Origin of the sequence: Pseudoduganella sp. LjRoot289, assembly GCF_964252925.1 — a bacterium.
Classification (GTDB): Bacteria; Pseudomonadota; Gammaproteobacteria; order Burkholderiales; family Burkholderiaceae_D; genus Rugamonas.
The window spans coordinates 3,944,840-3,958,033 of the sequence record NZ_CAXUPN020000001.1 but is presented as its reverse complement, the minus strand read 5'-3'; the positions used below and the strand labels follow the sequence as shown (position 1 = coordinate 3,958,033).

Genomic DNA, 13,194 nt, shown 5'->3' with positions numbered 1-13,194 from the left:
GCGCACAGGCGGGCGGAGCGGAGCCGGGCGCGCAAGCCTGGTTGCGCCGCCCGTCCGCCTGGCCGGCATTGTCGGAGATACCCAGGAGCGGCCATGAAGATCGAAAACATCCCCCAGCATTCCCTCGCCATATTCGACGGCGACGAAGGCGGCGGCGCGCGCTACGAGCGTCCCTGGCTGCTGGCCGACATCGGCGGCAGCAATGCGCGCTTCGGCTTGCAGACCGCGGCCGGGCGCATCGACGCCATCTGGGTTGCCGAATGCGCCGCCTACCCAACGCTGGGTGCGGCCATCGTGCAGTACTTGTCGCAGCCGGCCACGGTGGCGGCGGGCGGCTACCAGGCCCGCGAAGCGGGCATCGCCATCGCCAACCCGATCGACGGCGACGCGGTGCGCATGACGAATCACCACTGGTCGTTTTCAGTCGAAGCGATCTGTTCCCAATTCAGTTTGAATTCGCTGCACGTCGTCAACGACTTCGCGGCGCTGGCGCGCTCCGTGCCCTTCCTGTCGGCGCAGCACCGTGTGCAGGTGGGCGGCGGCGAAGCGCGCGAGCGCGGCGTGATCGGGCTGATCGGCGCCGGCACGGGACTGGGCGTATCGGGGCTGGTCCCTGTTGGAAAAGAGTGGGTCGCGCTGGACAGCGAAGGAGGGCACAGCACCTTCGCCGCCGTCAGCGAGCGCGAGATCGAGATCGTACGCCATGCGCAGCAGCGCTATGGGCACGTGTCGGCCGAGCGGCTGGTGTCCGGGCCCGGCATACGGTTGATCTACGAAGTACTGGCCGAGCGCGCAGGCGCCGTGCCGCAGGGCATAGACTCGCCGCAGATCCTGGAGCGCGGCCTGCGCGGCGAATGCATGGTCTGCGTCGAGACGCTGGAGACCTTCTGCGAAATGCTCGGCACGATAGCCGGCAACGTCGCCATCACCCTGGGCGCGCGCGGCGGCATGTACATAGGCGGCGGCATCGTGCCGCGCCTGGGCGACTTCTTCCAGCGCTCCGGCTTCCGCGCCCGCTTCGAGCACAAAGGCCGCTTCAGCGGCTACCTGTCGCACATCCCCACCTACGTCATCACCGCCGACTACCCCGCCCTGATGGGCATGTCCGTCATCCTCGCCGAGCTCGCCTGAAGGGGGGGCGGTGAAGGGAGGACAATGAAAATCTATGGTCACCCTCGCTTTTGCAAGCTGATTTTGTATGATGTGAGTAGGCTCGCTTAAATCTATCCGGCGTCTGGTTGGAGATGGTCTCCGCGCCACGATGAGAGTCGCGCCTGTCGGTCCTAAAAGGGGCTCGGCCTGCGATGCCGATTTTCGTACCAGGTTTCCGTCAGGCCGGTGTGCCGTTCACGTCATCCAATGTCAGCAGTCGCAAAACCGGTAGGTGTGCTGTAAAGCGGTGAGTCTCAAAGGGCCCTCATGTTGCCATGGGGGCCTCTTTCGTTTTAAATTCAGTATGGTGAGCCGCGATGGCCCAGGCTGTGCGTGCCAATTTATTGGCCAAGGCACAGGCCACCACGTTGGAGTGGCGCCGCGTGAGCATGGCGCGCACCCACTCGGCCAGCCGTCCTCGCTGGCGCTCCAGGTGCAACATGTACGCCCGGGCGCATTGGACCAGTAGGCGCCGCAGATTCTTGTCGCCCCGCTTGCTGATGCCCAGCAGCTTATTTCTGCCGCCGGTGCTGTACTGGCGCGGCACCAAGCCGACGGCGGCAGCGAAGTCGCGGCCGCAACGGTAATGCTTGCCATCGCCCACTTCGGCCGCGAGCACGCTGGCCGTGATCGGGCCGATTCCGGGCACTGTCATGAGCCGCTGGCCCAGGTCGTCATCGGTCACTTGACGCGTCAGTTCCTTTTCCATGTCAGCGATCTGTTCGTCGAGATACTTGAAATGAGCTTGCAGCCGGGTTAGCACATCGACCAGCCGTGGCGGCAATGGACGCTCGGAAAGGATGGCCGGCAAACGCCGAATCGCTGCGTAGCCCACCGGCAGGCTGATCCCGAATTCGAGTAGAAAACCATGGATCTGGTTGCTGGCCTTGACTCGGTCGCGCACCAGCGATTCGCGCACACGGTGCAGTGCCGACAATGTCTGCTGGGCTTCATTCTTTGGCGTGACAAAGCGCATGGCGGGGCGGCAAGCCGCCTCGCAAATGGCTTCAGCATCGATGAAGTCGTTCTTGTTGCTCTTGACGAAGGGGCGGACGAACTGCGGCGAAATCAGCTTGGCCTCATGACCGAACGCCGCCAACTGCCTGGCCATGAAATGCGCTCCCGCGCAAGCTTCCATGACAATGGTACACGGATGAAATTTGGCGAGAAATTCCATCAACTGACTGCGACTGAACTTCTTGCGCAGCAATGCTTTGCCATGCCGATCCTGACCATGGACATGAAAGCTGTGCTTGCCAAGGTCAATGCCGATGAGGGTAACGTTCTCCATGATGGCCTCCTTCAGAAGTGAAAACACCCTATAAGCTTAGTAACTTATAGGGTGGAGGGTGACCATCTCATTAGGGGCCAGGGTTAATTATGTCGGCAATGTTTTCGCCGAGGCAATTTCGACTTGTGTGCTGCCTTCGGCCAGGCGCATGGTGACGCTGTCGCGCGCCTTGATCTGTTCGGGTGCGCGCAGGATGACGCCGTCCTGGCCGGTGACGATGGCGTAGCCGCGTTCTAGCGTGCGTTGGGGGTTGAGCATTTCCAATTGCGCTGCCAGCGCATGCAGGGCGTCGCGCTTTTGCGCCTGCTGGTTGGACAGGCTCAGCGCAGCGCGGCGCTGCAGGTTTTCCAGTTCCATCCTCAGCCCCCGCACGTCCGGACGCAACGCGGCCCAGCGCGATTGCAGCTTGTCGAAACCGACCCGCGCCTGGGCTAGCGGCGCGCGGTTGGCGTGCGTCAGCGCGGTGGCGTGCGCCAGCAGCTTGCTGCGCTGCTGGCCGATCTGCGCCGACGGGCTGAGCAGGCGCCGCGTGTAGCCGTCCAGCGTCTGCGCGGCGTCGCCCAGCGCGCGCTGCATGGCGCGCCGCAGGTCGGTGGCGTCGGCGCGCAAGGAGGCCAGCCAGTCGCTGCGCGGCGTGGCCGCCAGTTCGGCCGCCGCCGTCGGCGTGGCGGCGCGCAGGTCGGCCGCGAAGTCGGCGATGGTGAAGTCGGTCTCGTGGCCCACGCCCGATATCACGGGCACATTGCAGTTGGCCACGGCGTACGCCACGGCTTCGTCATTGAACGCCCACAAATCCTCGATGCTGCCGCCGCCCCGGCAGACGATCAGAACCTCGCACTCGGCGCGCGCGGAGGCCGTGTTGATCGCGGCGGCGATCTGCTCGGGCGCCTGCTGCCCTTGCACCAGCGTCGGATACAGCACCACGCGCACGTGCGGCGCGCGCCGCTTGAGCGCCGTCAGCACGTCGCGCAGCGCCGCCCCGGTGGGGCTGGTGACCACGCCGATGGTGCGCGCAAACATCGGCACGGCGCGCTTGCGGTCCTGGTCGAACAGGCCGGCCGCGCCCAGCCGCTCCTTCATGCGCAGGAAGGCCTCGAACAGCGCCCCCACGCCTGCGCGGCGTATTGCCTCGACGTTGATCTGGTAGTCGCCGCGCGGCCCGTACAGGGTCACCAGCGCGCGCACTTCGACCTTGTCGCCCTCGCGCGGCATAAAGCCGGCGTATTGCGCGCGGCCACGGAACATCACGGCCCGTACCTGGGCCGCGTCGTCCTTCAGCGTGAAATACCAATGGCCCGAACTGGCGCGCGTGAAATTGGAAATTTCGCCGGATATCCACGTCAGCGGGAAACTGCGTTCCAGCAGGCGGCTGACGGCCTGGTTGAGCGCGCTGACGCTGATGACGGCTTGCTGCTGGTTACTGATGTCGCTTTGATTGCTGGTATTCATCGTTCAGGAAAGGGAAACTGTCCACAAAATGGCGCGCAGGTCATGCTTATGTCATACATCACTTTTTATCGCAAGTATTTTTTGTAAACGTTTGATTTTAAAAGAGAAACTGTAATGCTTCATTAGCGAGCATTTCAGGAAAATCCTTATGGATCAAGTACTTTGCCCAAGGCGGCGCGGGTTACGCACAAAGTTATCCACAAAAAATGTGCGGAACTTTTTGGTATCAAACGACTTTTGATATGGACATGACACATGCTAAAAATTTACTCATAGAAATGTTTACTTTATAAATCAAATACTTGACCGCCCGGCGGACGGCTTGCTCACAATATTATCCACAGAAGATGTGCAGAACTTCGGTGCATGCCATGCGCGCGCCAGCACTATGCATACAACCATCCCTTGTTATTTGCGGCTGATTAAAATTTGGGCACTGTAAGTTATTTGTTACAAATCAATGACATACTGTGTAGCCGAGGGCCTTGCGCACAATCTTATCCACATATTGTGTGAAGAAGTGCACAGTTGCCTGAATGAATGTACGTCTGTGACCAGAGGTAGTTGGCACTGAACTTGCTGCCCGTTTTTTAATCGAAGCCTGTTAGTTCAATAAAATCAATGGCTTAGCATGCAATGTGCAGCCTTGCTAACAATTTTGTCCACAGTTTTTGTGCAGAATGAGGCGGTTGTCCCCAATCGACCTTTGAAACATGGGTTTTAGTATCAAGAACCATACAAAACGCGGGTCTTTCCTGTAAATGCGAAATTTTTGCGCACGGAAAGAAAGCGCTTATGAATCAAGGGCTTTGCTGCCGATCAATGTCCTTGCTAACAATCTTATCAACAGATTATGGGGAGAACTATGGGCGGCCAATTTCGCCGCAGTCGCGGAAGTGCTGCGCGTTTTTTGCGCATGGTTGATTTATCCTTATGGATCAAGCGCTTATCGCGTAGTCGGCTGCCTTGCTAACAATCTTGTCCACAGAATGTGTGCAGAATAGGGGATAAGTCCGCCACGGCGATATACTTGCCGATTGGCCTACAACCAGCTACATTGCGCGTCTAGGCATTCCTGCCTGCGCAGTCCTAACACAGGAGTTCGTTTTGCTCGCCATCATCCAAGCTGCCGGCTGGCCCATCTGGCCTCTGCTGATCGCCTCCATCGTCGCCACCGCCCTTGTCATCGAACGCCTGCTGTTCCTGCGCCGCGCCAAGATCATCCCGCGCCAGCTGCTGGACGAGGTGGTGGGCGTCTACCGCAGCGGCAACATCACGCCGGACGTGATCCACAAGCTGGAGCAGAGTTCGCCGCTGGGCGTGGTGCTGTCGGCCGCGCTGCGCAACATCGATTCGCCGCGCGAAGTGATGAAGGAAACCATCGAGGAGGCGGGCAGCGGCGTGGCCCACATGCTGGACCGTTTCCTGACCACGCTGGGCACCATCGCCACCCTGGCTCCGCTGATGGGCCTGTTCGGCACCGTGGTCGGCATGATCGAGATCTTCGGCGCGCAGAACGCCACCGGCACCAACCCGGCCCAGCTGGCGCACGGCATTTCGGTAGCGCTGTACAACACCGGATTCGGCCTGGCCATCGCCATGCCGACGCTGGTGTTCTACCGCCATTTCCGCGCGCTGGTGGACAGCTTTATCAACGAGATGGAACAGCAGGCGATCAAGTTCGTCGATGTTGTCCACTGCTCGCGCAAGACCTGAGCGGAGTCCGCCATGGGCATGAACTTCCGCCGCGGCCAGCACCGCGAAGACCCGGAGATCAACCTGATCCCGTTTATCGACGTGCTGCTGGTGATCCTGATTTTCCTGATGGTGACCACCACCTACAGCAAGTTCACCGAACTGCAGATCACGCTGCCGACCGCCGACGCCGAGAAGGCGCACGAACGGCCGGGCGAGATCAACGTGACGGTGGACGCCAAAGGCAACTACACGGTGAACAACGTGCCGGTGTCGTTCCAGAACGTGGCCGGACTGGCCGAATCGCTGAAAAGCGCGGCGGCCAAGGCGGGCGGCGCGGCGGACAAGACGCCGGTGGTCATCATCAACGCCGACCAGTTCGCCATGCACCAGATGGTGATCAACGTGATGGAAGCAGCGCGCCTGGCCGGCTACGACAAGCTCACCTTCGCCGCCCAGACCGGCAGCGCCAAATAAAAGCCACCATACAACGCCACCATACAGGCGTCCTGCGCCAGCCGAGCTGAGCCGCATCCGGGGACGCCGCGTCCCCGAACGCGGCTCAACTCGGCGGTAAGTTCTGCCAAATCAGTCTCTATGTCTACATCTTCTTCGCTTGAATCTACGCTGACGCGCAATTGGCTGCGGCGGGGGCCGCTCGCTTGCGCGCTGTGGCCGGTGTCGCTGCTGTTCGGCGGCTTGGCGGGCTTGCGCGCCGGCTTGTTCAGGGCGGGCGTGCTGAAGTCGGAACGGCTGCCGGTGCCGGTCGTGGTGGTCGGCAATATCTTTATCGGCGGCACAGGCAAGACGCCGCTGACCATCTGGCTGGTGCAGGCGCTGCGCGAGGCGGGCTTTACGCCGGGCGTCATTTCGCGCGGCTTCGGCAGCGCGGACAGCGCGCCGCGCCTCGTCACCGCCGCTTCGACCCCGCAGCAGGTCGGCGACGAGCCGCTGCTGATCGCCACGCGCACCGGCTGCCCGGTGATGGTGGGGCGCGACCGGGCGGCGGCGGGCAGGGCGCTGCTGGCCGCCGACCCGGCCGTCGATGTCCTGGTCGCCGACGATGGCTTGCAGCATTACAAGCTGCAGCGCGACGTGGAAGTGGTGCTGTTCGACAGCCGTGGCGTGGGCAACGGCTGGCGGCTGCCGGCCGGCCCGCTGCGCGAGCTGCCGTCGCGCCGGCGCGATTTCACCGTCGTCAACGCGCCTGATTTGAGCGCCGAGCTGGCCGCCAGCGTGGCGCCAGCCGGATCGGCACGCGGCGGAGCGGGGGCCGCCTGCGCGCCAGTGCAAATGCAGCTGGTGGGCGACGTGGCCGAGCGCCTGGCCGACCGCAGCGAGCGCGTGCCGCTCACGGAACTGGCGCAGCGTCCGCTGCGCATCGCGGCGGCGGCCGGCATCGGCAATCCGGGGCGCTTCTTCGCCATGCTGCGCGGCGCCGGCCTGGACATCGCCGAGCTGCCTTTGCCCGACCATCACGATTTCCTCGACCGCCCCTTCGACGGCCTGGACGCGGACCTCATCTTGATGACCGAGAAGGATGCAGTAAAATGTGCGCAAATTGAAGAACTGAGGGACGACCCGCGCTTGTGGGTGGTTCCGGTGACAGCGCGCATCGATGCCGCGCTGGCCGAATACATTGTGGAGAAATGTCGTGGATGCTCGTCTGCTTGATATCCTGGTCTGCCCCGTTTGCAAGGGCCCGCTGGAATACGATAAAAAGGCCCAGGAATTGATTTGCCGCGGCGACCGCCTGGCCTACCCGATCCGCGATGGCATCCCCATCATGTGGGCCGATGAGGCCCGTACGCTGCAAGATGCGGTGGAATGAAGGGAACGCCGTGAGCTTTGTCGTCATCATCCCGGCGCGCCTGGCTTCCACCCGCCTGCCGAACAAGCCGCTGGCCGACCTGGGCGGCAAGCCCATGGTGGTGCGCGTGGCCGAACGCGCGGCCGAGGCCGGCGCCCAACGCATCATCGTCGCCACCGACCACGAGGACATCCGCGCCGCCTGCGCAGCGCATGGCGTGGAGGTGTGCATGACGCGCGCCGACCATCCGTCCGGCACCGACCGCATCGCCGAAGTGGCGCGCGCGCTGAACCTGGCGCCGGACGCGGTGGTCGTCAACCTGCAGGGCGACGAGCCGCTGATCGATCCTGCGCTGCTGGCCGCCGCCGCCGCGCGCATCGGGACCGACGTGCCGATGTCGACCTGCGCCCACCCGCTGCACGACGCGGCGGACGCTTTCAACCCGAATGTGGTGAAGGTGGTGCTGGACAAGGCCGGGCGCGCCCTGTATTTCTCGCGCGCCACAATCCCGTGGCACCGCGACGCCTTCGCCCAGCGCGACGGCTCGATGCGGAGCGCGCTGCCGTCCGGCTACGTGCCCTTGCGCCATATCGGCCTGTACGCCTACCGCAACGACTTCCTGCAGGCTTATCCGCAGCTGGCCGTGTCGCCGCTGGAATCGATCGAGGCGCTGGAGCAGTTGCGCGTGCTGTGGCACGGCTACCCGATCGCCGTCCATGTGACGGACTCGGCGCCCGCCGCCGGAGTCGATACGCCGGAGGACCTGGAACGGGTTCGCTTGCATTTTGCCAGCTGATGTAAGCAGTATGTAAGCGGTATCGCTGCATGATCGTGGCTGTAGCAGGCCGAATGCGGGCCGCGTGAGGCGGAATGTCCACGATTTCAGGATTTCGCCCTTGCTTTCGTCATTTCCTCATGCCAAATCGTCCACAAACTGGCGCCAGGGATGCCTTTTGTGGTAAGTTTCGTGACGAAGGTAGACAGAGCGGCAGCATTTCCAACCATACCACCAGATTCTTATAATCGTTTTAGGACTTTTTCATGCGTCTCATTCTGTTAGGAGCACCCGGCGCCGGCAAGGGCACCCAGGCTAATTTCATCAAGGAAAAATACAACATTCCTCAGATTTCCACCGGCGACATGCTGCGCGCGGCCATCAAGGCCGGCACGGAAATGGGCCTGGCCGCCAAAAAGGTCATGGACGCTGGCCAGCTGGTGTCGGATGACATCATCATCGGCCTGGTGAAAGAACGCCTGAAAGAAGCCGATTGCGCCAACGGCTATCTGTTCGACGGCTTCCCGCGCACCATCGCGCAAGCCGACGCCATGAAGGATGCCGGCGTGAAAGTGGACTATGTGCTGGAAATTTCGGTGCCGGACGAATCGATCATCGAGCGTATGGACGGCCGCCGCTGCCACCCTGGCTCGGGCCGCGTCTACCACGTGAAATTCAATCCGCCCAAAGTGGACAACAAGGACGATGTCACCGGCGAAGAACTGGTGCAGCGCGACGACGACAAGGCCGAGACCGTGAAGAAGCGCCTGGATGTGTATCACAACCAGACCGAAGTCCTGCTGGCCTACTACAACAACTGGGCGCAGTCCGGTGATCCGGTGGCGCCGAAGTACCGCAAGATCGAAGGCGTAGGCGCAGTCGAAGCCATCCGCGACAGCGCGTTCGCGGCACTGTCGAACTAGCCTTTCGGCACAGCTTTATCCGCAGGCGGACCGTCCGGTCCGCCCGCGGCATCCCCGCCCGCATTCCCCGGCGTCCTCCTGCGGCGCGCACTGACCATTTTCCCCACATTAGGCAAAAATCAATTCAAGTGTGAATTGCTTAATTTTCCACGTTTGCTGTAGACTCAATACCAACTTCTGTTTCCAGTTCGCCGCCATGGCGGGCGCATCGGCATTGTGCAGTACGCAGTTGGTAGACGGTCCACAAGACCGGCTTTCGAGAGTCGTAGTGGTCGAGCTTGATAACAAACGAAGGGGACAATATGACAGCAAGCCTTTGGTTCGCAGTGGCATGCGGCGTGATCGCCGTGATCTATGGCTTATGGGCGCGCAGCTGGATCTTGAAGCAGGACGCCGGCAATGCGCGCATGCAGGAAATCGCACTGGCGATCCAACAGGGAGCTGCAGCCTACCTCGGTAGGCAATACAAGACGATCGCGCTGGTGGGCGTGGTGCTGCTGATCGCCATCGGCGTCCTGCTCGACATGAAAACCGCGCTGGGCTTTTTGATCGGCGCCGTGCTGTCGGGCGCGTGCGGCTTCATCGGCATGAATGTCTCGGTGCGGGCCAATGTGCGCACCGCGCAGGCGGCCACCAAGGGCATGAACGAAGCGCTCGACGTCGCCTTCAAGGGCGGCGCCATCACCGGCATGCTGGTGGTCGGCCTGGGCCTGCTGGGCGTGGTGCTGTTCTATGCCTTGCTGACCGGCCTGGCCTCGAACGGCTACCCGAATCCGGCGCAGAGCCCGCACGACGTGATCAAGCCGCTGATCGGCCTGGCCTTCGGCGCCTCGCTGATCTCCATCTTCGCCCGCCTGGGCGGCGGCATCTTCACCAAGGGCGCGGACGTCGGCGCCGACCTGGTGGGCAAGGTCGAAGCCGGCATCCCCGAGGACGACCCGCGCAACCCGGCCGTGATCGCCGACAACGTGGGCGACAACGTCGGCGACTGCGCCGGCATGGCGGCCGACCTGTTCGAAACCTATGTGGTGACCCTGATCGCCACCATGCTGCTGGGCGCGCTGATGATCGCCAACGCGCCGACCCAGGCCATCGTCTATCCGCTGCTGCTGGGCGCGGTGTCCATCCTGGCCTCCATCGTCGGCTGCTCCATGGTCAAGGCCAAGCCGGGCAAGAAGATCATGTCCGCGCTGTACACCGGGCTGTGGTGGGCCGCCGGCCTGTCGCTGATCGGCTTCGCCGCCGTCACCTGGCAGATCTGGCCGGACGACGCCATGCGCTACAAGATGATGGGCGCCACCGTGGTCGGCATCGTGCTGACCGGGCTGATGGTCTACATCACCGAGTACTACACCGGCACCGACTTCCACCCCGTGCGCCACATCGCCGAAGCGTCGACCACCGGGCACGGCACCAACATCATCGCCGGCCTGGGCGTGTCGATGAAATCGACCGCGTATCCGGTGCTGGCCGTGTGCGCCGCCATCCTGGTGTCCTACCAGCTGGGCGGCCTGTACGGCATCGCCATCGCCGCCACGTCCATGCTGTCGATGGCCGGCATCATCGTGGCGCTCGACGCCTACGGTCCCATCACCGACAACGCCGGCGGCATCGCCGAGATGTCCGGCATGCCCGAATCCGTGCGCGCCATCACCGACCCGCTGGACGCGGTGGGCAACACCACCAAGGCCGTCACCAAGGGCTATGCGATCGGTTCGGCCGGCCTGGCCGCGCTGGTGTTGTTCGCCGACTACACGCACGCACTGGAATCGGTGGGCAAGAGCATCACCTTCGACTTGTCGAATCCCATGGTGATCGTGGGCCTGATCATCGGCGGGCTGATCCCCTACCTGTTCGGCGCCATGGCGATGGAGGCGGTGGGCCGCGCGGCGGGCGCCGTGGTGGTGGAAGTGCGGCGCCAGTTCCGCGACATCAAGGGCATCATGGACGGCACCGGCAAGCCCGAGTACGACAAGGCGGTCGACATGCTGACCGCGTCGGCCATCAAGGAAATGATCATTCCCTCGCTGCTGCCGGTGCTGGTGCCGATACTGGTCGGCATGCTGCTGGGCGCGGCCGCGCTGGGCGGGCTGCTGATGGGCACCATCGTCACCGGCCTGTTCGTGGCGATCTCCATGACCACCGGCGGCGGCGCCTGGGACAACGCCAAGAAATACATCGAGGACGGCAACTTCGGCGGCAAGGGTTCGGACGCGCACAAGGCGGCCGTGACCGGCGACACCGTGGGCGACCCGTACAAGGACACGGCCGGCCCGGCGGTCAATCCGCTGATCAAGATCATCAACATCGTGGCGCTGCTGCTGGTGCCGCTGCTGCCCGCGTCCGGCTGGCTGTCGGTGACGCCGCAAGGGCCGGTGCACGCCGCCGCGCCGCTGGTGGCGCCCGCACCGACGGCTTACGCGCCGGTGCCACCGGTGATGGCCGCGCCCGCCGCGACGGCTTCCGCGCCGGCGTTGGCCGCCCGGCCGTAGGGGGGTAGGCGGCGTTAGCCAACGTAAGCCGCCATGAGTCGCCGCGACACGTGGCGGGTTACGCCTAGCGGCTAACCCGCCCTGCGCATCTAACGCATCCATCGCACCCAAGCGCCCAGGCACCCAGGCACTCAACGCATCCAAGGCATCCAACGCATCCAACGCATCCAACGCACAGCCGTGCCCATCATCTCGTGGCTGCCTCGTGCGCCTCGGCGGGCGCGGCGGGGTTATCATGATGCTGTCACCGCGCCGGGGAGGGGGCCATGAGATTGCCGTTGTTGTTAGCTCTGCTGGCTTGCCAGGGCGCCGTCGCGCAAAGTGCGGCGCCGGCGTTGCCGCGAGTCGTGCCCGATGCTTCCGGCGGCGCGGCTGCCGCCGAGGCCTTCCGCAAGCTGCCGGTCTGCACCCTGGCGCCGGACGGCATGCGCCTGGCGGTCGAGCCTTGCCGGCCAGCCCCGACGCAAAGCTTCGCGCAGCGCCGTTCGGTGCCGCAAGCCATCATCGCCATGCCGCCTTCGGCTGCCCGTGCACCGCAATACCGGCCGCCGACCGCCATGCCGGCGCCATCGCCGCTGCCATCGCCACTGTCCTCGCCGCTACCCCATGCCATCCAGCCCCTGCGCGGCTGCGACGCCGGCGGCTGCCGCGACGCGGGCGGCACGCGCTACCAGGGCACGGGCCCGGTTGTGCTCGACCCTGCCGGCCGCCCTTGCCGCACCGACGGCAACTGGGTGCAGTGTTAATTCGCTAAAACACCCAAAAATTCGCTACAATCCTGATTTACGTTTACGTAAACGTTACATCCTGCCGTATCCAATCACGAATAGGGGAAGACATGCAAATCAAGGACAACGTATTCATCATCACCGGCGGCGCATCGGGCTTGGGCGCGTCGACCGCGCGCATGATCGTGGAAGCCGGCGGCAAGGTCGTGCTGGCGGACGTGCAGGCCGAAGCCGGCCAGGCGCTGGCGGCCGAACTGAAGGGCGTCTTCGTCAAGTGCGACGTGACGTCGGAAGCCGACGGCAAGGCCGTCGTCGAGGCGGCCACCGCGATGGGCACGCTGCGCGGCCTGATCAACTGCGCCGGCGTGGCGCCGGCCGTCAAGACCGTGGGCAAGGACGGTCCGCACCCGCTGGACGTGTTCCAGCGCACCGTGAACATCAACCTGGTCGGCACCTTCAATATGTGCCGCCTGGCCGCCGATGCGATGGGCAAGACCGAGGCGGCCGAGCACGGCGAGCGCGGCGTGATCATCAACACCGCCTCGGTGGCGGCCTACGACGGCCAGATCGGCCAGGCCGCCTACGGCGCCTCGAAAGCGGCCGTGGTCGGCCTGACCCTGCCGATGGCGCGCGACCTGTCGCGCAGCGGCGTGCGCGTGATGACCATCGCGCCCGGCATTTTCGAAACGCCCATGCTGCTGGGCATGCCGGCCGAGGTGCAGGACGCGCTGGGCAAGATGGTGCCGTTCCCGCCGCGCCTGGGCAAGCCGTCCGAATACGCGATGCTGGCCAAGTCCATCATTGAGAACGTCATGCTGAACGGCGAAACCATCCGTCTGGACGGCGCCATCCGCATGCAGCCGAAGTAAGCTGCCGCGT

General features: G+C 63.9%; 12 protein-coding genes. 10 read left to right on the top strand and 2 right to left on the bottom strand.

All coding sequences use genetic code 11. The annotated features are described in order from the left end of the window. Positions 1-93 precede the first annotated feature (93 nt). Positions 94-1,131 carry a glucokinase gene (locus tag ACSQ8Y_RS16875; protein ID WP_436267589.1) on the top strand — a complete coding sequence of 346 codons (1,038 nt, stop codon included), beginning with the start codon at positions 94-96 and terminating at the stop codon, positions 1,129-1,131. Between the two features lie 286 nt (positions 1,132-1,417). Here ACSQ8Y_RS16875 and ACSQ8Y_RS16870 read toward each other — a convergent pair whose 3' ends face one another. Both ACSQ8Y_RS16870 and xseA read right to left on the bottom strand, forming a co-directional pair. After that, positions 1,418-2,443 carry an IS110 family transposase gene (locus ACSQ8Y_RS16870; RefSeq protein WP_436267588.1) on the bottom strand — a complete coding sequence of 342 codons (1,026 nt, stop codon included), beginning with the start codon at positions 2,441-2,443 and terminating at the stop codon, positions 1,418-1,420. Between the two features lie 87 nt (positions 2,444-2,530). Continuing rightward, a complete protein-coding gene (xseA, locus tag ACSQ8Y_RS16865; RefSeq protein WP_436267587.1) occupies positions 2,531-3,892 on the bottom strand; it encodes an exodeoxyribonuclease VII large subunit in 1,362 nt (453 codons plus the stop codon). Positions 3,893-4,999: 1,107 nt separating this feature from the next. Here xseA and ACSQ8Y_RS16860 point away from each other — a divergent pair. The 9 genes from ACSQ8Y_RS16860 (at position 5,000) to ACSQ8Y_RS16820 (ending at position 13,184) form a co-directional block, all read left to right on the top strand. Further along, positions 5,000-5,608, top strand: coding sequence for a MotA/TolQ/ExbB proton channel family protein (locus ACSQ8Y_RS16860; protein ID WP_436267586.1), 609 nt, complete (start codon positions 5,000-5,002; stop codon positions 5,606-5,608). A gap of 18 nt (positions 5,609-5,626) precedes the next feature. Further along, a complete protein-coding gene (locus ACSQ8Y_RS16855; protein ID WP_436269849.1) occupies positions 5,627-6,064 on the top strand; it encodes an ExbD/TolR family protein in 438 nt (145 codons plus the stop codon). Between the two features lie 120 nt (positions 6,065-6,184). After that, a complete protein-coding gene (gene lpxK / locus ACSQ8Y_RS16850) occupies positions 6,185-7,261 on the top strand; it encodes a tetraacyldisaccharide 4'-kinase (protein WP_436267585.1) in 1,077 nt (358 codons plus the stop codon). Continuing rightward, positions 7,242-7,418, top strand: coding sequence for a Trm112 family protein (locus tag ACSQ8Y_RS16845; RefSeq protein ID WP_436267584.1), 177 nt, complete (start codon positions 7,242-7,244; stop codon positions 7,416-7,418). The genes lpxK and ACSQ8Y_RS16845 overlap by 20 nt, the downstream gene beginning before the upstream one ends. Positions 7,419-7,428: 10 nt before the next feature. Next, positions 7,429-8,193 (top strand): 3-deoxy-manno-octulosonate cytidylyltransferase, encoded by a 765-nt coding sequence (kdsB, locus tag ACSQ8Y_RS16840; protein WP_436267583.1) that lies wholly within the window; start codon positions 7,429-7,431, stop codon positions 8,191-8,193. A gap of 245 nt (positions 8,194-8,438) precedes the next feature. Beyond that, on the top strand, positions 8,439-9,095 hold the full coding sequence (gene adk, locus ACSQ8Y_RS16835) for an adenylate kinase (protein ID WP_436267582.1): 657 nt from the start codon (positions 8,439-8,441) through the stop codon (positions 9,093-9,095). A gap of 302 nt (positions 9,096-9,397) precedes the next feature. After that, positions 9,398-11,587, top strand: coding sequence for a sodium-translocating pyrophosphatase (locus ACSQ8Y_RS16830; protein WP_436267581.1), 2,190 nt, complete (start codon positions 9,398-9,400; stop codon positions 11,585-11,587). A gap of 266 nt (positions 11,588-11,853) precedes the next feature. After that, positions 11,854-12,333 (top strand): hypothetical protein, encoded by a 480-nt coding sequence (locus ACSQ8Y_RS16825; protein WP_436267580.1) that lies wholly within the window; start codon positions 11,854-11,856, stop codon positions 12,331-12,333. Positions 12,334-12,425: 92 nt separating this feature from the next. Beyond that, positions 12,426-13,184, top strand: a complete 759-nt coding sequence (locus ACSQ8Y_RS16820) for a 3-hydroxyacyl-CoA dehydrogenase (protein WP_436267579.1) — start codon at positions 12,426-12,428, stop codon at positions 13,182-13,184. The last annotated feature ends 10 nt before the right edge of the window (positions 13,185-13,194 follow it).